Origin of the sequence: Massilia sp. BHUDP2 (assembly GCF_046236355.1) — a bacterium.
Classification (GTDB): Bacteria; Pseudomonadota; Gammaproteobacteria; order Burkholderiales; family Burkholderiaceae_D; genus Telluria; species Telluria varians.
In genome coordinates this window covers 387,852-407,418 of the sequence record NZ_JBJUVW010000003.1, presented here as the reverse complement: position 1 = coordinate 407,418, position 19,567 = coordinate 387,852, and the positions used below count along the sequence as shown (strand labels likewise).

The 19,567-nt window shown below is 66.3% G+C and carries 14 protein-coding genes; 11 read left to right on the top strand and 3 right to left on the bottom strand.

Annotated features, from left to right (window positions below; genetic code table 11):
* Nucleotides 1-333: 333 nt before the first annotated feature.
* The 11 genes from ACK6C6_RS18585 to ACK6C6_RS18535 all read left to right on the top strand — a co-directional run bounded on the left by ACK6C6_RS18585 (nt 334) and on the right by ACK6C6_RS18535 (nt 15,399).
* Complete coding sequence (locus ACK6C6_RS18585; RefSeq protein ID WP_409268669.1) at nt 334-1,968, top strand: TldD/PmbA family protein; 1,635 nt, start codon at nt 334-336, stop codon at nt 1,966-1,968.
* A 15-nt stretch (nt 1,969-1,983) separates the two neighbouring features.
* A complete protein-coding gene (locus ACK6C6_RS18580; RefSeq protein ID WP_409268668.1) occupies nt 1,984-3,318 on the top strand; it encodes a TldD/PmbA family protein in 1,335 nt (444 codons plus the stop codon).
* Between the two features lie 180 nt (nt 3,319-3,498).
* Nucleotides 3,499-5,136 carry a TldD/PmbA family protein gene (locus tag ACK6C6_RS18575; protein WP_409268667.1) on the top strand — a complete coding sequence of 546 codons (1,638 nt, stop codon included), beginning with the start codon at nt 3,499-3,501 and terminating at the stop codon, nt 5,134-5,136.
* A gap of 13 nt (nt 5,137-5,149) precedes the next feature.
* Complete coding sequence (locus ACK6C6_RS18570; protein WP_209589824.1) at nt 5,150-6,487, top strand: TldD/PmbA family protein; 1,338 nt, start codon at nt 5,150-5,152, stop codon at nt 6,485-6,487.
* Between the two features lie 10 nt (nt 6,488-6,497).
* Nucleotides 6,498-7,118, top strand: coding sequence for a DUF4159 domain-containing protein (locus tag ACK6C6_RS18565; RefSeq protein ID WP_209589823.1), 621 nt, complete (start codon nt 6,498-6,500; stop codon nt 7,116-7,118).
* A 3-nt stretch (nt 7,119-7,121) separates the two neighbouring features.
* On the top strand, nt 7,122-8,126 hold the full coding sequence (locus ACK6C6_RS18560) for a MoxR family ATPase (protein ID WP_209589822.1): 1,005 nt from the start codon (nt 7,122-7,124) through the stop codon (nt 8,124-8,126).
* Nucleotides 8,127-8,128: 2 nt separating this feature from the next.
* Nucleotides 8,129-9,019, top strand: a complete 891-nt coding sequence (locus ACK6C6_RS18555; RefSeq protein ID WP_209589821.1) for a DUF58 domain-containing protein — start codon at nt 8,129-8,131, stop codon at nt 9,017-9,019.
* Entirely contained in the window at nt 9,016-9,987 is a 972-nt protein-coding gene (locus ACK6C6_RS18550) for a BatA domain-containing protein (RefSeq protein WP_409268666.1), read from the top strand. The genes ACK6C6_RS18555 and ACK6C6_RS18550 overlap by 4 nt, the downstream gene beginning before the upstream one ends.
* Entirely contained in the window at nt 9,971-11,962 is a 1,992-nt protein-coding gene (locus ACK6C6_RS18545; RefSeq protein WP_409268664.1) for a DUF4175 family protein, read from the top strand. The genes ACK6C6_RS18550 and ACK6C6_RS18545 overlap by 17 nt, the downstream gene beginning before the upstream one ends.
* Nucleotides 11,962-13,491: a hypothetical protein gene (locus ACK6C6_RS18540; RefSeq protein ID WP_409268663.1), complete on the top strand. Its 1,530-nt coding sequence runs from the start codon at nt 11,962-11,964 to the stop codon at nt 13,489-13,491. The genes ACK6C6_RS18545 and ACK6C6_RS18540 overlap by 1 nt, the downstream gene beginning before the upstream one ends.
* A gap of 15 nt (nt 13,492-13,506) precedes the next feature.
* Nucleotides 13,507-15,399 (top strand): kelch repeat-containing protein, encoded by a 1,893-nt coding sequence (locus ACK6C6_RS18535; protein ID WP_409268662.1) that lies wholly within the window; start codon nt 13,507-13,509, stop codon nt 15,397-15,399.
* A gap of 49 nt (nt 15,400-15,448) precedes the next feature.
* On the opposite strand, the gene ACK6C6_RS18530 is transcribed toward ACK6C6_RS18535, so the two are convergent.
* From ACK6C6_RS18530 to ACK6C6_RS18520, 3 genes are all read right to left on the bottom strand, one after another.
* A complete protein-coding gene (locus tag ACK6C6_RS18530; protein ID WP_409268660.1) occupies nt 15,449-17,884 on the bottom strand; it encodes a TonB-dependent receptor plug domain-containing protein in 2,436 nt (811 codons plus the stop codon).
* 248 nt (nt 17,885-18,132) lie between these two features.
* Complete coding sequence (locus tag ACK6C6_RS18525; RefSeq protein WP_209589815.1) at nt 18,133-18,909, bottom strand: spermidine synthase; 777 nt, start codon at nt 18,907-18,909, stop codon at nt 18,133-18,135.
* 41 nt (nt 18,910-18,950) lie between these two features.
* The gene (locus ACK6C6_RS18520) at nt 18,951-19,559 is read right to left on the bottom strand and encodes a glutathione S-transferase family protein (protein ID WP_409268658.1); all 609 of its coding nucleotides are present in this window, start codon (nt 19,557-19,559) and stop codon (nt 18,951-18,953) included.
* Nucleotides 19,560-19,567: the final 8 nt, after the last annotated feature.

Below are 19,567 nucleotides of genomic sequence, written 5' to 3'. Positions count from 1 at the left end.
ATGATCGGTCACACTTGCCGGACAGTCAAGCGTTCTTCAAACATGCATATGTTCCACTCGTAAACATGTCCGGGCAGGTGTCCGCGGCGGACGCCCGGACACCTGCCCGGACACTTTGCGCGGACAGTCGACGTCCACCAAATCATGGGCTTAAAACGTGCTTTGATCTGGCACAACAATTGCCTATTCAAAACCTCGAGTTGCTGCTAAGGTTGACAAGTTTAGCGGGGCCATCAGCTCCGTTGAAACCACTCCCTCCGTAGTAAATACAAGAGCGGGCCGCACCACAAGGCGGGACCGCTGCCCAGAAGTAGGTTGATTTCAGGAGACTTTATGGAACGCCGTACCTTTCTCAATTTCAGCAGCCTGGCGCTCGCCTCCACGCTCGTCCCCTTCACCCGCGCGATTGCCGCGGACGAACTGCTCAGCTCCATGCCCACGGCCGCCAAGAAGGCGCTGGCCGACGTCGCGCTGAACGCCGCCACCAAGGCCGGCGCCAGCTATGCCGACGTGCGCATCGGCCGCTACCTGAACCAGTTCATCACCACGCGCGACCTGAACGTGGAGAACGTGGCGAACACCGAGTCGGCCGGCGTCGGCGTGCGCGTGATCGCGAACGGCGCCTACGGCTTCGCCGCCACCTCGGACATGTCGAACGACGGCATCGCCAATGCGGCGCGCCAGGCGGTGGCGATTGCCAAGGCCAACGTCAAGCTGCAGTCCGAACCGGTGCGTCTTGCACCAGTGAAGGGCGTCGGGGAAGTATCGTGGAACACGCCGATCAAGAAGGACTGGCGCACCGTGCCGATCAAGGAGAAGGCAGACCTGCTGATCGCCGCCAACAAGGCCGGCATGGAAGGCGGCGCGACCTTCATGAACTCGATGCTGTTCCAGGTGAACCAGCAGAAGTACTTCGCTTCCACCGACGGCTCCTACATCGAGCAGGACGTGCATCGCCTGTGGGCCCCGTTCCAGGCCACCGCCGTGGACAAGGCCACCGGCAAGTTCCGCTCGCGCTCCGGCCTGGGCGCGCCGGTCGGCAAGGGCTATGAATACCTGGATGGCCTCAAGGAGCACAAGATCAAGGCCGCGGGCGGCGTTGCAACCCTGTACACCGACACCTACGACATCATCGAGGACGCGCGCGCCGCAGGGCGCGATGCCAAGGCCAAGCTGACCGCCAAGTCTGTCCTCCCGGGCAAGTACGACCTGATGCTGTCGCCGGAACACCTGTGGCTGACCATCCACGAAAACGTTGGACACCCGACGGAACTGGATCGCGTGCTCGGCTACGAAGCCAACTACGCCGGCACCAGTTTCGCCACCCTGGATAAATGGGAATCGAAGAAGTTCAAGTACGGTAACCCGATCGTCAACCTGTTCGCCGACAAGACCACCCCGGGTTCACTCGGCGCCATCGGCTACGACGATGAGGGCGTCAAGACCAAGAAGTGGGACATCATCAAGGACGGCATCCTGGTCAACTACCAGGCCACCCGCGACCAGGCCCACATCATCGGCGAGAAGGAATCGCACGGCTGCTCGTACGCCGACTCGTGGAACTCGGTGCAGTTCCAGCGCATGCCGAACGTCTCCCTGGCGGCCGGCAAGAAGAAGCTGACCCCGGACGAGATGGTCAAGGACATCAAGAAGGGCATCTACATCGTCGGCGACGGCTCCTTCTCGATCGACCAGCAGCGCTACAACGCCCAGTTCGGCGGCCAGCTTTTCTACGAGATCAAGGACGGCAAGATCGGCCAGATGCTGGAAGACGTGGCCTACCAGGCCAACACCCAGGAATTCTGGACCGCCTGCACCGCCATCTGCGACGAGCGCGACTGGCGCATGGGCGGTTCCTTCTTCGACGGCAAGGGCCAGCCGCCGCAGATCAGCATCGTGTCGCACGGGGCGTCGACCGCGCGCTTCAACGGCATCAACGTGATCAACACCGCCCGCAAGATCGGCTAAGGCAAGAGGACCCTCATGAGCATCCTTACCCAGGACCAGACCAAGCGCATCACCGACCGGGTGCTGTCGCTCTCGAAGGCCGACGAGTGCATCGTCAACATCGAAGGCGCCCGCATCGGCAACATCCGTTTCGCCCGCAACGCCGTGTCGACCGCCGGCCTGGCCGACGACACCCGCCTGACCGTGCAGGTGGCCTTCGGCAAGCGCCAGGGCACCGCCACCATCAACGAGTTCGACGACAAGTCGCTGGAAAAGGCCGTGCGCCGCGCCGAGGACCTGGCGCGCCTGGCGCCGGAGAATCCGGAGTTCATGCCGGCGATCGCCAAGACCGGCTACAAGTCGTCCGATACCTACGTCAAGCGCACCGCCGAGATCGATCCGGAATTCCGCGCCCAGGCCGCCGCCTACGCGATGGAAGCCTGCCGCAAGAAGGGCCTGGTCTCGGCCGGCTTCTTCACCGACCGCGAGACTTTTGAAACCGTCGCTAACTCGAACGGCGTGCTCGGCCACCAGGTCGCCACCTCGCTCGACTTCACCTGCACCGTGCGCACCGAAGACGGCCGCGGTTCGGGCTGGGTCAAGCGCTCGGCGCGCGACGTCGCCCGTTTCGATCCGCGCGAAGCGGCCGACGTGGCCATCGAGAAGGCGCTGCGCTCGGTGGACGCCAAGGCCCTCGAGCCGGGCCGCTACACCGTGGTGATGGAGCCTTCCGCCACCAGCGACCTGCTGACCTTCATGATTGGCGGCTTCAACGCCCGCATGGCCGACGAGGGCCGCAGCTTCCTGTCGAAAAAGGGCGGCCAGAACCGCCTGGGCGACAAGCTGTTCGACCAGCAGGTCAACATCTGGTCCGACCCGTGGGACAAGGACGTGCCGGTGCTGCCGTGGGACGGCAATATGCTGCCGCGCGAACGGACTCACCTGGTGAAGGATGGCCGGATCAATGCGCTGAACTACTCGCAGTACTGGGCCAAGCAGAAGGGCCAGCGCGCCATCGGCAGCGCCGGCAACATCATCATGGCCGGCACCGACAAGAGCACGGCCGAGCTGATCGCCAACACCAAGAAGGGCGTGCTGGTGACCCGTACCTGGTACATCCGCATGGTCGATCCGCAATCGGTGCTGGTGACGGGCCTGACCCGCGACGGCACCTTCTACATCGAGAACGGCAAGGTCAAGCATCCGATCAAGAACTTCCGCTTCAACGAGAGCCCGGTGAGCATGCTGAACAACATCGAGGAAATCGGCAAGCCGCTGGTGATCGGCGGCGACGAGGCGAACTACTCGATGCTGATCCCGGCGATGAAGATCCGCGATTTCAACTTCACGTCGCTGTCGGACGCGGTTTAAGTCACTCACTCGCAACCCACCACGGCAACCACGTCCCGCGGCCTAAAAACCGTCATCCCCGCGCAGGCGGGGATCCAGTTTTGCATGCGTTACCACTGCACTGCGAAAATTGGGTTCCCGCCTGCGCGGGAACGACGGTGCGAGGGCCGACACAGGGGCGAACGCTAACGGAAAACATACATGGAACGTCGTAAATTCCTCCAGATCGGCGCCGGCACCGCGGGCGCCATGCTCATCCCCGTCTTCGGCAACGCCATCGCCGCCGATGAGCTGATGAGCGCCATGCCCACCAGCGCCAAGAAGGCCTTGGCCGACACCGCGCTGAACGCCGCCACCAAGGCCGGCGCGTCCTACTGCGACGTGCGCATCGGACGCTACCTGAACCAGTTCATCATCACGCGCGACCTGAACGTCGAGAACATCAGCAACACCGAATCGACCGGCGTCGGCGTGCGCGTGATCGCCAACGGCGCCTACGGCTTCGCCTCGACCAACAACCTGACTCCGGACGGCATCGCCAACGCCGCGCGCCAGGCAGTGGCCATCGCCAAGGCCAACGCCAAGCTGCAGACCGAGCCGGTGCGCCTGGCTCCCGTGAAGGGCGTGGGCGACGTGGCCTGGGCCACCCCGGTCAAGAAGGACTGGCGCGCCATCCCGGTCAAGGACAAGGCCGAGATGCTGATCGCCGCCAACAAGGCGGGCATGGCCGCCGGCGCGAGCTTCATGACCGCGTCGCTGTTCCAGATCAACCAGCAGAAGTACTTCGCCTCCACCGACGGTTCCTACATCGACCAGGACATCCACCGCCTGTGGGCGCCGATCAATGCGACCGCGGTCGACAAGGCCAGCGGCAAGTTCCGCTCGCGCGCGGGCCTGTCCTCACCGGTGAGCATGGGCTACGAGTACTTCGACGCCAAGGCCAGCGACAAGGTGCAGGCCGCCGGCGGCGTGACCACCCTGTACACCAACTCCTACGACATCATCGAGGACGCCAAGCTGGCCGGCAAGCAGGCGCGCGAGAAGCTCAGCGCCAAGTCGGTCGAGCCGGGCAAGTACGACCTGGTGCTGTCGCCCGAACACCTGTTCCTCACCATCCACGAGAACGTCGGCCACCCGACGGAACTGGACCGCGTGCTCGGCTACGAAGCCAACTACGCCGGCACCAGCTTCGTGGGCCTGGACAAGTGGGAGTCGAAGAAATTCAAGTACGGTTCCGAGCGCGTGAACTTCGTTGCCGACCGCACCACGCCGGGCTCGCTCGGCCTGATCGGCTACGACGACGAAGGCGTGCCGGCCAAGAAGTGGGACATCATCCGCAACGGCATCCTGGTCAACTACCAGGCCACGCGCGACCAGGCCCACATCATCGGCGAGAAGGAATCGCACGGCTGCTCCTACGCTGACAGCTGGAGCACGATCCAGTTCCAGCGCATGCCGAACATCTCGCTGGAAGCCGGCAAGGCGCGCCTGACTCCGGACGAACTGGTCAAGGACGTCAAGAAAGGCATCTACATCCTGGGCCGCGGCTCGTACTCGATCGACCAGCAGCGCTACAACTCGCAGTTCGGCGGCACGCTGTTCTACGAGATCAAGAACGGCAAGATCACCGGCCAGCTGGAAGACGTGGCTTACCAGACCAATACCCAGGAATTCTGGAACGCCTGCTCGGCCATCTGCGACGAGCGCGACTGGCGCATGGGCGGCTCGTTCTTCGACGGCAAAGGCCAGCCGAGCCAGGTCAGCGCCGTCTCGCATGGTTCGAGCACCGCGCGCTTCAATGGCATCAACGTCATCAACACCGCACGCAAGATCGGTTGAGGAAGGGGACAATATGAAACAGCTGAACCAGGAAGAAGCAAAACGCATCGCCGACCGCGTGATCGGTTTCTCGAAAGCCGACGAGTGCAGCGTCTCGATCGAAGGCAATCGCACCGGTAACATCCGTTTCGCACGCAACAGCGTGTCGACCGCCGGCCTGACCGAAGACACCCAGCTGGCCGTGCGCGTGGCCTTCGGCAAGCGCGTCGGCACCGCCGTCGTCAACGAGTTCGACGACAAGTCGCTGGAAAAGGCCGTGCGCCGCGCCGAGGAACTGGCGCGCCTGGCGCCGGAGAATCCGGAATTCGTGCCGGCCGTCGGCAAGCAGGAATACCAGCTCACCAAGACCTTCGTTCCGAGCACCGCCGCCATCGATCCGGCCTACCGCGCCGAAGTGGCGGCCGCCTCGATCGGCCAGGCGCGCGCCAAGAAGCTGGTCACCGCCGGCTTCTTCACCGACAGCACCCGTTTCGCCTGCATCGCCAACTCGAAGGGCGTGTTCGGCTTCCAGGAATTCACCGACCTGTCCTTCACCTGCACCGCGCGCACCGAAGACGGCCGCGGTTCGGGCTGGGTCACCCGTTCGGCAGTCGATGCGCGCCGCTTCAACGCGGCCGAGGCGGCCGAGATCGCGATCGACAAGGCGCTGCGCTCGGTCGATGCGAAAGCGCTGGAGCCGGGTCGCTACACCGTGATCCTGGAGCCGGCGGCCACCTCGGAAATCCTGGGCAACATGTTCAGCTCCTTCGGCGCGCGCGCCGCGGACGAGGGCCGCAGCTTCCTGGCCAAGAAGGGCGGCGGCAACCGCCTGGGCGAGAAGCTGTTCGACGAGCAGGTGAACATCTGGGCCGACCCGTGGAACCCGGACGTGCCGGTGGCCCCGTGGGACAACCAGACCATGATCGCCCGCAAGCGCACCGACCTGATCAAGAACGGCCGCGTCGCCTCGCTCGGCTACTCGCCGTTCTGGGCGCAGAAAACCGGCAACCAGGCCACCGCGGGCCACGGCAACATGATCATGGCCGGCGGAACCAAGTCGCTGGACGAGCTGGTTGCCGATACCAAGAAGGGCATCGTGGTCACCCGCACCTGGTACATCCGCATGGTGGACCCGCAGTCGCTCCTGATCACGGGCCTGACCCGCGACGGCACTTTCTATGTCGAGAACGGCAAGATCAAGCATCCGGTGAAGAACTTCCGCTTCAACGAAAGCCCGGTCACCATCCTCAACAACATCGACGAGCTGGGCAAGCCCGAGATCATCGGTGGCGACGAGGTGCCGTTCCAGATGGTGCTGCCGCCGATGAAGGTCCGCGACTTCAACTTCACCTCGCTGTCCGACGCGGTTTAAGTTTTTAACGATGGCGAACTACGATTTCTACTTCACGCGCCTGAGTTACGAATCGGGCGACTGGGACGTGGATATCCGTATGCCCAGCAACGTGCTGAACTCGCTCGTCGAGTACACCACCTTGCGGGTGGATCCGACCGAGCGCATCGTCGCCCTGTCGGATCCGAAGATGCTGCAGGCGCCGTTCTGCTACTTCGCGGGGCACAAGCTGGTGCAGTTCACTCCGGCGGAGCGGCGCAACCTCGAAAAGTACGTACGCGGCGGCGGCTTCGTTTTTGTCGACGACTGCAACCACGACATCGACGGGCTGTTCGCCAAATCCTTCGAGGCCGAGATGGTCAAGATCTTCGGCGCCTCCGCACTGAAGAAGATTCCGAATACGCATCCGCTGTATTCCTGCTTCTTCAAGTTCGACGGGCCGCCGACCACCGGCGGGGAACTCAATGGCTGGGGCGACGACCTGGTGCACGAGTACCTGAAGGCGATCGAGTTCGGCGGGCGCATCCGCCTGCTGTACTCGAACAAGGACTACGGATGCGAGTGGGACTACGACTTCCGCAACAAGCGGTTTCTCGCGGTCGACAACACCCGCTTCGCGGTCAATATCATTCAATATGCGTTGGGAGCGTAAGCGGTGGCGGAACGTGAAGTGGTAGCGTGGAGTGAAACGGAAATTGCCGAGCTGACGGCGAAAGTGGGCGCACTGAAGGCCAGCATGGCGCGCGTGATCATCGGGCAGGAAGACGTGGTCGACCTGCTGGTGACCTGCCTGCTGGCGGGCGGCCATGCGCTGGTCGAGGGCGTGCCGGGCCTGGGCAAGACCCTCCTGGTGAAATCGCTGGCGCAGGCCACCGACATGGAATTCCGCCGCGTGCAGTTCACGCCGGACCTGATGCCTTCGGATATCGTCGGCACCGAGATCCTGGAAGAAGACACCACGACGCGCCAGCGCGTGTTCCGTTTCCAGCAAGGCCCCGTGTTCACCCAGGTGCTGCTGGCGGACGAGATCAACCGCGCACCGCCCAAGACCCAGTCGGCGCTGCTGGAGGCGATGCAGGAACGTGCCGTCACCTTCGCCGGCACCACCCATAAACTTCCACGCCCCTTCTTCGTGCTGGCCACGCAGAACCCGATCGAGCAGGCCGGCACCTATCCGCTGCCGGAAGCCCAGCTCGACCGCTTCCTGCTGCGCATCGACGTCGTCTATCCGACCGAGGATGAGGAGGTGCTGATGGTTTCGCGCACCACCCACGCGGGCCTGGACGACGCCGAGCCGGCGATGACGGTCGAGACCCTGCTGCGCCTGCAGCAGCTGGTGCGCGACATCGAGATCGGCGAACACCTGCTGCGCTACGCGACGCGCCTGGTGCGCAACACCCGTCCGGCCCTCACCACGGTGGCGGCGGTCAAGCAGCACATCGGCTGGGGCGCCGGTCCGCGCGCCGGCCAGGCCCTGGTGCTGGCATCGAAAGCGCGCGCCCTGATGCAGGGACGCCTGGCAGTCACGCGCGACGACATCCAGGCCATGCTGCTGCCGGTGCTGGCGCATCGCGTGCTGCGCAACTTCGAGGCCGAGGCCGACGGCATCGCCATCGCCGACATCCTGCAATCCCTGCGTAACGAGATCCGGGTCGATTAATCTTGTCGCTGGCGAAGACCGCGCTGATCGCGCACACGCAGAAGCTCGACCTCGTGATCCGCCATGTGCTGGCGGGGCTCGGCCACGGCATCCACGCCGGGCGCGAGCGTGGGGCGGGCGTTGAATTTTCCGAGTACCGGGCCTATGCGCCCGGGGACGAGTGGCGCCGCGTCGACTGGAAGCTGCTGGCGCGCGCCGACCGTTACTTCGTGCGCGAGGCGGAGCGCGACAGCCACGTGGCCGTCTGGCTGGTGCTGGACGCCAGCGCCTCGATGCTCGAGCCCAGCCGCGAGGTAGAGGGCGTGGACAAGCTGGCCTATGCGCGCACCTTGCTCGGCTGCGTGGCAGCGATCGCCCAGCGCCAGGGCGACGCCTTCGGACTGGTCGTCCTGAACGGCGGCAAGGTCCAGTTCACTCCGGCCATGCGCGGACCGCGCCAGCTGCAGCGCGTGCTGCTGCAGCTCAGCCGCGTGCAGGCCGAGGGCGAACTGCCGGATGCCGACGTCCTGCGTGCCAGCCTGCATTTTGCCCAGTCCCCCAGCGTCGTCTATGCGGCCAGCGATTTGCTCGACTGGCCCTCGCCGCTGTCGCAGGCTTTGGTCCGCCTGCGCGGCATGCGCCACGACGTGCGCGTGCTGTGCCTGCAGACGCAGGCGGAAGTGGACGCCAGCTTTTCGTCGAACCTGGCCTATCGCGACCCGGAGCAGGAGGCGGGTGTTTACCGCTTCGGCGCCGACCTGAAGGAAGGCTATCGCCAGAACCGCGAGGCGCACTTCGCCACGGTGACGGCGGCCTGCCGCAAGAGCGATATCCCGATCGTGTCCGCACGTATCGAGCAGCCGCCGGGCGAAGTCCTGCGTCTCTGGCTGCGCCGTCCGGGGAGTCGCCCATGAACCAGCTGTGGTGGTTCGCATTACCGATCCTGCTGCTGCCGATCTGGTGGCATCGCCGCAAGCGCGAGCAGAACAAGGCTGAGCTGCTGGCCACCAGCCGCTTCTTGCCGCGCGCCGAGCCGCGCCAGACGCGCGAGTGGCGCTGGAAGGACATGCTCCTGCTGCTGGTGCGTTGCCTGCTGCTGGCCACCGTCATCGCCTGGCTGGCCGACCCAGTCACGCCCTGGCGCGGCGATACCGTGATCGTCGCCACCGGCACCGATGCCAAGTGGGCCGATGCGCAGGCGGCGCAGGCCGGGCTGGCCAAGGCCGACCGCCTGAGCATGCCGGCCGAGCAGGCGATCGCCTGGCTGCGCGCCCACCAGCGCGAGTGGCGCCCGGAAGCGCGCCTGCTGGTGCTGGGCGACGTGCCGATGCCGGCTCTGCGGCCGGAATTCGGCCGCAGGATCGAACTGCGTACCCTGGCGCGTCAGCCGGAAAAGGTCGAGCGCCGCGTCCATATCGCCAGCGAGCGTCCCGAGCAGTGGCGCCGCGTGTTCGCCCTGGAGGGTATCGCCATCGACGCGGCGCCGGGCACGACAACCTCGCTCATCGTCTGGGACCGCAAGGAGGCGCCGCCGGCATCGCTGCGCGCGCCGCTGTGGCTGGTCACCGACATCGCCGCCTTCCCGGAGTTGGGCAAGGCCCAGCAGGTAGACGGCTTGCGCTATGCCGACAGCGCGCGCGGCCGTGTATGGCATTCGGAAGCCTGGCCGCCGGCGACGGCGGATGCGGCGCGCACGCTGCTCGATAGCTGGCAGCGCCTGCATGTCGGGCCGCCAGCCTATACCGCGCCGTCGCGCGTGTTCGAAGCGTCCGGCACTGCCCGTGCGCCGGAACCGAGCGGCGCGCTGCGCGACATGCTGATGGCGCTTCTTACGGCATTGTTCGTACTCGAAAGGATACTCACGCATGCAAGACGGCGCTGAGATCGTCAAACGCGTCTGGCGTGCCGCCCAGCTGCGCCGGCTGCCCCTGTGGATCGCCGGTGCGCTGCCGTGGCTGTTCATCCGCTCCGCGCCGGGCCTGATCGCATGGAGCATGTGGTGCGCCTGGGATTGGGCCATCCTGCGCCGCCGCGTCGCTATCGAATGGACCTCCTGGCTGGACGGCGCCGTCCCGGAGATGGAAGACAGCAGCGCGCTGATCGAGCATGCGCCGACGCCGGTCGCCCAGCTGCAGCGCCGCCGCATCCTCGAACGCCTCGATGCCAGCCTCACGAACCGGCAGCTGCGCGGCATCGCGCGCGGCCGCGTGACGCTTGGTGTGCCCTGGCTGCTGGGCAGCGTGGCCGCGGCCGCTGCGGTCTGGTTCGCCACGACCGCTCCGCAGCAGGGCGGTGTCGCCGCACCCGCCAAGCTGCCGGCGACGATCGCGGCGCAGGTAGCGAGCCAGCTGGTGGTGCGCACCGCGCCGCCGGCCTATACCGGCGTGGCGCCGATCGAAACGGCGCCGAAGGACTTGCAGGTGCCGGAGCAGACCGTGATGACCTGGTGCCTGAAGGACCCGTCGACCGCGGAAGACAGCATCGAGCTCAGTACCGGCCAGGTGCTCAAGCCGGGCAAGGAGTGCGTGCGCTGGACTGCTACCGAATCGGTGTTCTGGCGCTGGCGCGGGAGCCGTTATACGGTCAAGGTCATTCCCGACCAGCCGCCGGAAATCACCATCACCGCACCGACCCAGATGGTGCAGGAGCTGCCTGATACGGCGACCAGCGCCGCCATGGGCGTGAAGGTGCGCGACGACTACCTGATAAAGCGCGCCACCCTGCACATGACGCTGGCGCGCGGCAGCGGCGAGAACATCCGCTTCACCGACCGCGAGATGCCCTTGCCGGGCTCGCCCGACCCGAAGCAGCGCAACTGGTCCAAGAACTGGTCGCTGGCGGAGCTGGGCATGGAGCCGGGCGACGAGCTGTACTTTTTTGTCCGCGCCACCGACAACGCGGCGCGCCCGCATACCGTGCAGTCGCCGACCTATACCCTGCGCCTGCCGGCGCCCGCGGAGGAAGCGGAAGAGGAGAGCGCCGCCATGCCGATGCTGGTCAAGCCACAGAGCCTGCGCAGCCAGCGCCAGATCATCATCGATACCGAACAGCTGATCGCCGACATGCGCACCCGGAAGATCGCCAGGGACGAGGTGATCGAGCGCAGCCAGAAGATCGCCAGCGACCAGGGCACGCTGCGCCGGCGCTACGGGCAGTTCCTGGGCGAGGAGTCCTCGCTGTTTACCGACGGCGAAGAAGAACACGCCGAGGACGACGGCCACGACCATGGCAGCGAGGGAAGCACCAAGGACATCCTGCACGAATACGGCCACGCCCACGACGAGGCCGAAAACGCCACGCTGTACGACGAAGACACGAAAAAGGTGCTGCGCCGCGCGCTGGTGGCGATGTGGGATGCCGAGAAGGCGCTGCGCGCGATCACGCCGAAGGTGGCCTTGGCGCCCGAGCACAAGGCGCTGGAAGCGATCAAGGAGCTGCAACAGGCCGAGCGTATCTACCTGCACAAGACCGCCTTCGTGCCGCCGCCGATCAAGGAAGAAAAGCGCATGACCGGCGACATGGATGGCACTGCCAGCTACCGCCGCGAGCAGGGCGGCGCCGACAAACGCGTGCCGGAAGACCTCGGCCAACTGGTGCAGGCGCTCTCCGGCGACGGCCCGCTGCCGGCCCTGTGGACCCGCAGCGCCCACGACTGGGTGCGCGAGCGCCTGCAGGACGACGACCAGCGCCTGTCTGCCCAGAAGGCGATCCAGGACGTGGCCGACGGTTGCGTCGCATGCCGTCCGGTGCTGCGCGCCTGGCTGCGCCAGGGCGCGGGGCAGGGCCAGGTGCTGCTGCAGGCCAAGCCGGTGGTCGAGACGCCCTTCGTGCGCGCCTGGCGTGAGGGGACGAAATAATGATGAGCACGAACCTGATGCTGGCCCTGATCGGCCTGGCAGGCATTGCCAGCGCCGGCCTGTATGCCTGGCGCCGCGCATTCATCGATGCGCTGCTGGTGCTGGTCGCCGCGGCGGCGCTCGGCCTGTTCGCGGCCGGCGTCAAGCTGCCGGGCGATGCGGGCCGAACCCTCACGCTCGATGCGGCCGCTCCTGCGCCGGCACTGGAGGGCGTGCGCGCTTTTGCGGTCAAGGGCGACGGCCTGCGCGCCGCCCAGTGGAACGACCTGCCCGCGCTGCCGCTGCAGTGGCAGCGTCCGGAAGGCGGCAGCCTGCGCCTGCATTACCCGCGCCAGCTGGCGCTCGGCCGTACGTTCACGCTCCGGGTGCAGCGCGACGATAAAACAGACGCGCGCCTGCAGCTGCTGGCCGAGAACGGCCAGCTCATCGCCGATGCGCGCGGCACCGGCGATCTCGTCGTCAACTGGATGCCGCCGCTGGCCGAGCGCCTGGTGCTCAGGGCGCGCCTGCTGGATGGCGCCGGCAAGACCATCGCCGAAGGTCCGGTGCCATTGACCATCGAGGAACCGAATATCCTGCAGGTGCAGGGCCGCTTCGGCGCGCCTTCTTTTGATGTGCGCACCCTGAACGAACTGCTGGCCGGCAGCGGTGCGCTGCTCGACTGGCAGGTGGTGCTGGGCCGCGCCATCACGCGCACCGAGCTGCCGCTGGCCGAGATGAAGGCGCCGAACCTGCTGGTGATCGACGCTGCCTGGCTCGAGCGTGCAAGCAGCGCGGAACGCTCAGCGCTGCTGGGCCGCGTGGCCGGCGGCCTGCCGCTCCTGGTGCTGGGCGCGAACGCCAACGATCCGGGCATCTGGTCGCGCACCCTGGGCTTGCGCTTGCTGCCGCAGCCGGCGGACAAGAAGATCGATGCGCCGCTGGAGCTGCCGGTGGCGCGGCTGAACCCCGCCGCGCGTGAAGCCGGCGAGTGGCTCGGCGCGGACGGCATGGTGTGGACCCGCAGCTGGCAGAAGGGCCGCATCGCCTGGCTCGGCGCCGCAGAATGGCATCGCCACGCGATCGCCGAGCCGCAAGCGCTGGCGCTGTGGTGGCAGGCCGTGCTGGACCGCGTGGGTATCGACGTTTCGAAAGAAGTCGAATGGTTGGAGCCGGAAGAACTACCCTTGCCGGGCCAGCGCATGGAGCTGTGCGCGCGCGGCGTAAAGGGTGAGGCAGCGTTCCCGGACCTGAAGCTGGTGCGCTCCTGGTCGCCGCGTGTCGATGCCGCCTGCGTGGCCGTCTGGCCGGAGCGGTCGGGCTGGTTGCAGGTAGAGGATGCGAAAGCGGGCACGCATGCGGTCTACGTCTACGCGCCGGGCGACTGGCCGCAATGGCAGGCGGCGCAGCGGCGCGATGCCACCGCGCGCTTTGCCGCGCGTACGCCGGCGACAGCATTGGCGGGCGCCGCACGTGCCTTCCCGGCCTGGCCGTTCGCGCTCGCGTTCACCCTGGCGATGCTGTTGCTCTGGTGGCGCGAGCGTCGCTGACCGAAGGAGACACAAGTGAAATCGATTCTGCCGGCCATGCTGGCCGTGGCCTTGCTCGCCACCCCTTGCCAGGCCGCGGCGCAGGCAGCCGCCGACGCGACGCCGGCAGTACGCTGGTCCCGCGCGCCTGATGCCGCCATCGCGCGGCAGGAAATCTATCCCGCCGTGCTGGGCGACAGGATCATCGTGGCAGGCGGTGTGCTCTCGCAGCCGCCGGGTTTCACCGACCATGTCGAAGCCTACGACGTAAAAGCGGGCCGCTGGACCACGCTCGCGCCCTTGCCGGAAGGCCGGCACCATATCGCCTTGGCCGAGGCCGGCGGCAGGATCTACGGCATCGGCGGCTTCTCCGGCGCCATTCCGGACTGGCGCGCCCATGCGACCGTGTTCGTGTACGACGCCGGGACGAACCGGTGGTCGGCTGGCCCGTCCCTGCCGCAGGCGCGGGCCGAAGGCGTGGTCGCTACCGTCAAGGACAAGATCTACTTCATCGGCGGGCGCGTCCCGACGAGCCCGGAGGCGGCACACATCAACGCGCACATGGATACCGCCCGCGGCGAGGCGCTGGACACGCGCACCAAGCGCTGGGAGCGCATCCCCGACGCGCCCAGCGCGCGCAACAGCGCAGCCGCCGCCGTCATCGACGACAAGATCTATGTGGTGGGTGGCCGCCAGATGCTCAAGCAGGCCGATGGCCGGCAGCGTCCGGTCAATCTGGCGACGCTGGAGGTCTACGATCCCTCTACCGGCCGCTGGGAGACCAGGGCCCCGATGCCCCAGGCCCAGGGCGGCCTGGCTGCGGCCGCCTACGACGGCAAGCTGTATGCCTTCGGCGGCGAGCAGTTTGTCCCGGCCAGCAAGGTGTTTCCCGATGCCTGGGTCTACGATCCCAAGACGGACCGCTGGTCGGCCCTGCCGGCCATGCCGACGCCACGGCACGGGCATGGCGCGGCTGTGGTCGGCAACCGCATCTTCCTGATGGGGGGCGGTGAAAAGGTCGGAGTGGGCGCCAGCCGGGTGCTGGAAGTCCTCGAGATCCCGGCCGAACGCAGGCTCGACGAGGCAACGATGCAGATCGACGGCCAGCAGCGCCGCTATTTCCGCCTGCACGATGCCGGCTCTGCTGACAATGCGGTTCCGATCCTCCTGATCAGCGGATCGGGTTGCCGCGCGTTCGGCCAGCGCATCCCTGCCTTCTTCCAGCGCTACCCGGCGCCCGTCGATGTCTACTTTCTCGAAAAAGCCGGCATCGAGAAGGGCGACGATGGAACGCGTTGTTCTGCGACCTATCGCCGCGCGGATTACCTGGAGCGCCGGGTCGAGGACGCACTGGCATTCATCGACAAGGAGCCGCGCCTGAAGAGGCTCGCGGCGCGCAAGCTGGCAATCCTGGGCTTCTCCGAAGGCGGCATGGTCGCCCCGATCGTTGCTTCGCGCAGCAAGAAAATCGGTTGGCTTGCCACGGGTGGCAGCGGCGGCCTGCCGCAAAGCGAAGAGTTCCTGATTTTCAATGCGCGTGGCGTGGCGCCCTATGCAACGCTGTTCACGCGCGAGCAGTTACTCCAGACCTATGCTGCCATCAAGGCGGACCCGCACAACGTCGACAAGGAGTTCTTCGGCAACTCGTATCGCTACTGGAGTTCGCACCTGTTCTACGATCCACTGGCGGCCTACGCGGCTTTGACTATCCCGATCGTCGCCGCAATGGGCGAACAAGACGACAGCGTCCCGATCGAATCAGGCCGCAAGCTGCGCGACTACTTCGCCGCACGCCCCGATAAGAACTTCACGTTCATCGAGTATCCCAAGGCCGGGCACGCGCTGCGCACGCCTGACAAAGACCATCTTGCAGACTTTGTCGCCGGCCTCGCCCAGTGGTTCAAAGGTCGACCGGACGCATTCAAGTAAAAGCACCACATCCGCGACCCGCGCCAGGCACGGGTCGCGGGACGTGGCGTCAGAACGCGTAATCCGCCTTCACGTAGTACGAGCGCCCATTGATCCCGAACGGGCAGGTTTCCCAGCAGTGCGTAAAGCCCAGTTGCGGAAAGGGCGCCGCCTTCACCGGGTCCCACCGGGTCGGATAGGTATCGAACAGGTTGTTGACGCCCGCCGTCAGGCTCAGATTCCTGGTGAAGTTGTAGCGCCCGGTCAGGTCCAAGATCCACTTCGCCGACCAGGTCTGGATGAAGCCCGGCGTGAAGCCCTGGCCTTCCACTTCGCCGAAGTAGTTCGCGCGCGCCGTCGCATTCCACTGGCCGAACGTGTAGTCGGCGGCCACCACATGGTGCTGGCGCGGCTGTCCCTTCTCGATCAGCGTCACCTGGGTGTCGTCGAACAGCTGCGCGCCCGTCAAGACCGAGGACTGCGAATGGCGGTCCTTCACCTTGGTGCGGTTGAAGCCGAGCTGGCCGGACAGCACCAGGGTCGAACCCTGGCCGCGCGTGGTGTGCTGGGCCACCAGGTCGAAACCGGTGGTGCTGGTGTCGATCGCATTGGTGAAGAACTGCGCCTGTCCCACGCGCAGCGGGTCGAGGATGGCCCGGATCGGGCAGGCGGCCGCCGTGGTGCACGGGCCCGACTCCGGCGCGATGTTCGACGAGAACACGATGCGGTCGTCGATGTTGGTGCGGTACAGGTCGGCCGTCACCGAGAAGTTCTGGGTCGGACGCAGGATCATGCCGACGCTGGCGCTCTTCGAGGTTTCCTCCTGCAGCGGGGCGATGCCGAAGGCGCGGGTCACGGCGCTGTTCTCGCGCGCGGTCAGGGTTTCGGTCAGCACGCCGGCGGCATTCAGGTTGGTCGACACCGAGCTGTAGAACTTCTGCTGCACGCCCGGCGCGCGGAAACCGGTCGAGGCGCTGGCGCGCAGGCCGATCGTGCGCGACGGGTCGTAGCGCAGGCTCAGCTTGCCGATGGTGGTGTTGCCGAAGTCCGAGTAGCGTTCGTGGCGCAGGGCCGCGCCCAGCGAGAGCGCATCGCCGAGCTTGCGTTCCAGGTCGATGTAATAAGCGGTGTTGTGGCGGCCGTCGTCCACCTCCGTGCCCGGGGTGTAGCCCGGGAAGCCCTGGATGCCGGATGCCGCGATGCCGCCGCTCTGGTCGCGGATGATCTTGCGCGGGTCGTTGCTGCGGCCGTACTGGTAAGAGACCGGGTCGCCGGCCACGATCTGGTAGTTATCCCGGCGCCATTCGAACCCGGCGCCGATGTGGAGCGGGGCGCCGGCGACGTCGACCGAGCCCTTGAAGTCCAGGTTCAGCGTGGTCTGGTCGAACTTTAGCTTGCCGGTGTCGGCCTCCAGGGGCGAGCTGCCGTTCTCGTAGTAGTAGCTGACGTTGATCGAGTTGCGCTCGTGGAAACCGAGCTCGCTGCGGCCATGGTTGACGCTCAGGTCCACGCTCCAGTCGCCGCTCAGGTCGTGCTTGTAGCCGACGCCGAGCGAGGCATCCTTGACGGTGGTGATGATGTTCGGCAGGAAGCCGTTCGGGTACACGGCCGGCACGTTGCGCGCGTCGTCGGCGGTGCGGAAGAAGCCGGACGAATCGCCCTTGCGCCGGGATGCGCCGCCAAAAGCGTACAGCTCGCCGCCACCCAAGGGCAGCGCGGCGTTCAGCCACAGGTAGGCGTCCTTGGCCTTGCTGTCGCCGATGCGCTGGGTGACCCGCGGCGGGTTGACGCGCGCGGTGTCCAGGCCGGCGCGATTGGTTTCGTCGCGGTCGCGGCCTTCGACCGACAGGTTCAGGTAGCCGCCGTTGGCGCCGAGGGCGAAGCCCTTGTGCGCGCTGCCGCTGAAGGTGTCGCCGTCGCCTTCCTTGGTGGTGCCGAGACTGGCGCTCAACTGGGTATCGGTGACACCCTTTTTCAGCACGATGTTGATCACGCCGGCGATCGCGTCCGAGCCGTACTGCGCCGCGGCGCCGTCGCGCAGCACTTCGATCGACTGGATGGCGGACAAGGGAATCGCATTGATGTCGGTGCCGGCCGAGCCGCGGCCGATGGTCTGCTGCACGTTGACCAGCGCCTGCTGGTGGCGGCGCTTGCCGTTGACCAGCACCAGCAGTTGGTCGGGGCCGAGCCCGCGCAAGGTGGCGGGGCGGATGATGTCGGTGCCGTCGCTAATAAAAGTAGTAGTGAAGTTGAACGAAGGGTCGAGGTCCTGCAGCACCTTGCCGAGTTCGAGCGAGCCGGCCGACTGGAGGTCTTTCGCGCTGATCAGGCCGACCGGCACGGCGGTGTCCAGTGCGGTCTTGGCCTGGGTCCGCGAACCCAGCACGACCACGGTGGCCGTCTCCTTCTGTTCCTGGCCGCCCGCTGCTTCCTGCGCGAATGCCGATGTCATGGCCGATACCAGCGCGGTCACCAGCAATACCTGCTTTTCTGCGTGTTTCACCATCTTGTCCCCTTGTTGAGAATTGAATTACGCCATCACAAAAACTAGGTCTCCCATAACCGTGGCGAATTGATTCTGAACAAGGAAATGCGTAAATACAAGTGTGAACTGTGCAAGACACAACAGTTTTACGTGATTCGGTGTATTGATGAGAAGGGGATGGCAAGCGAGGACCGTCTGTGCTAGCAGCGGGACTGTCGCTGGCCAAGGCCGAGGGGGGGCTGGCGCGCTGAGCTGCCGCTGCGCGACCCTCAGGCGTGGTCGCGCATCCACTCCTTCAGCCCGTCCACCCACTTCTTGGCAGGCAGGTTGAGGTGGCGCCGGATCTCGCCTGCACGTTCGTACAGCACCGAGAAGTCGAGCTCCGGGGCGTTCTTGAAGGCGAGCACCACGATGTTGGCATCGTGCACCTCGGGCAGCCAGACCACGGCGTCGAAGACCTGCTGCATGGTGAGCAGGTTCTTGTCGTAGCTGTTGAAGTCGCCGAACACATTGGCGGTCATGATGCCGTCGTTCGTGAGGCAGTCGTAGCAGCCCTGGTAGAAATCCAGCGAATCGAGCACCGGGCCGCGGGCATCGTGGTCGTACAGGTCGACCTGCAGCACGTCGACCTGGCCGTGGTTGCCGGCATCGAGCACGAAGTCGAGCGCGTTCATCTCGCGCACGTCCAGGCGCGCGTCGTTCTCGGGCAGGCCGAACAGGGCGCGGCAGATGGCGATCACGTTCGGGTTCAGCTCGGCCACGCTCACGCGTGCGCCGGGAAAGCGCCGGTAGCAGAACTTGGTCAGGGCCGCGCTGCCGAGGCCCAGCTGCACGATGCGGCGCGGGTTCTGGATGAACAGCGTCCACATCATCATCATCTGGACGTATTCGAGCTCGATCGCGTCCGGCTTGGACAGCCGCATCGCGCCCTGCACCCAGGAGGTGCCCAGGTGCAGGAAGCGCACGCCGTCGAACTCGTCGATGGTGGCGGGCGGGTGGCCAGGCTGGGCGAAACGGGGATCGATGCGGGCGTAGGAAGGCGGCATGGCAGAGGAGCGGCGGTGAAAGCCGATCTTACCAGACCATGTCAAGCGACGCCGTTGCGCCCGAACTCGCGGAAACCCGGCCGTTCGCTCAGGCGCTCGACATAGGCCGCCACGTGGCGCAAGTCCGGCTTGTCCATGGGCGTCATCATCCAGCGGTTCACCGACAGTCCCAGCACGACGTCGGCCAGCGTGAAGGCGCTGCCCGCGGCGTAGGCGCCGGTGGCGCGCAGCTGGGCATCGAGGATGCCGATGTGGCGGTTCCAGGCGGCGATGCTGGCCTCGACCTGCGCCGGGTCCCGGTAAGACGGGTGCCTGCGCACCAGCGCCATGAAGGCAGGGCGCCAGGCCGTATTCAGGTCGGTGGCCTGCCAGTCCATCCATTGCTCGACGCGGGCACGGTCGCGCGCGCCAACAGGGAGCAAGGCGCCGGCGCCCTGTTCGCCGTACCGGTTGCAGAGGTAGCGGCAGATCGTGTTCGACTCCCACAGCACGAAGCCTTCGTCCACCAGTACCGGCACCAGCTTGTTCGGGTTCAGCCCGGCGTGTCCCTCGTGCCAATCCTCGCGCTCGAAGGACTGCCCGAGCTCGCGGCAGGTCCACAGCACCTTGCGCACGTTGATCGACGTGTCCTTGCCGATGATCTTCAGCATGTGCATCC

Excerpts from the sequence above, each read along its gene's own strand:
- ACK6C6_RS18570 (WP_209589824.1), top strand. The coding sequence starts at position 5,150 with ATGAAACAGCTGAACCAGGAAGAAGCAAAACGCATCGCCGACCGCGTG.
- ACK6C6_RS18565 (WP_209589823.1), top strand. The coding sequence starts at position 6,498 with ATGGCGAACTACGATTTCTACTTCACGCGCCTGAGTTACGAATCGGGC.
- ACK6C6_RS18530 (WP_409268660.1), bottom strand. The coding sequence starts at position 17,884 with ATGGTGAAACACGCAGAAAAGCAGGTATTGCTGGTGACCGCGCTGGTA.
- ACK6C6_RS18540 (WP_409268663.1), top strand. The coding sequence starts at position 11,962 with ATGATGAGCACGAACCTGATGCTGGCCCTGATCGGCCTGGCAGGCATT.
- ACK6C6_RS18550 (WP_409268666.1), top strand. The coding sequence starts at position 9,016 with ATGAACCAGCTGTGGTGGTTCGCATTACCGATCCTGCTGCTGCCGATC.
- ACK6C6_RS18585 (WP_409268669.1), top strand. The coding sequence starts at position 334 with ATGGAACGCCGTACCTTTCTCAATTTCAGCAGCCTGGCGCTCGCCTCC.
- ACK6C6_RS18525 (WP_209589815.1), bottom strand. The coding sequence starts at position 18,909 with ATGCCGCCTTCCTACGCCCGCATCGATCCCCGTTTCGCCCAGCCTGGC.
- ACK6C6_RS18580 (WP_409268668.1), top strand. The coding sequence starts at position 1,984 with ATGAGCATCCTTACCCAGGACCAGACCAAGCGCATCACCGACCGGGTG.
- ACK6C6_RS18545 (WP_409268664.1), top strand. The coding sequence starts at position 9,971 with ATGCAAGACGGCGCTGAGATCGTCAAACGCGTCTGGCGTGCCGCCCAG.
- ACK6C6_RS18575 (WP_409268667.1), top strand. The coding sequence starts at position 3,499 with ATGGAACGTCGTAAATTCCTCCAGATCGGCGCCGGCACCGCGGGCGCC.
- ACK6C6_RS18520 (WP_409268658.1), bottom strand. The coding sequence starts at position 19,559 with ATGCTGAAGATCATCGGCAAGGACACGTCGATCAACGTGCGCAAGGTG.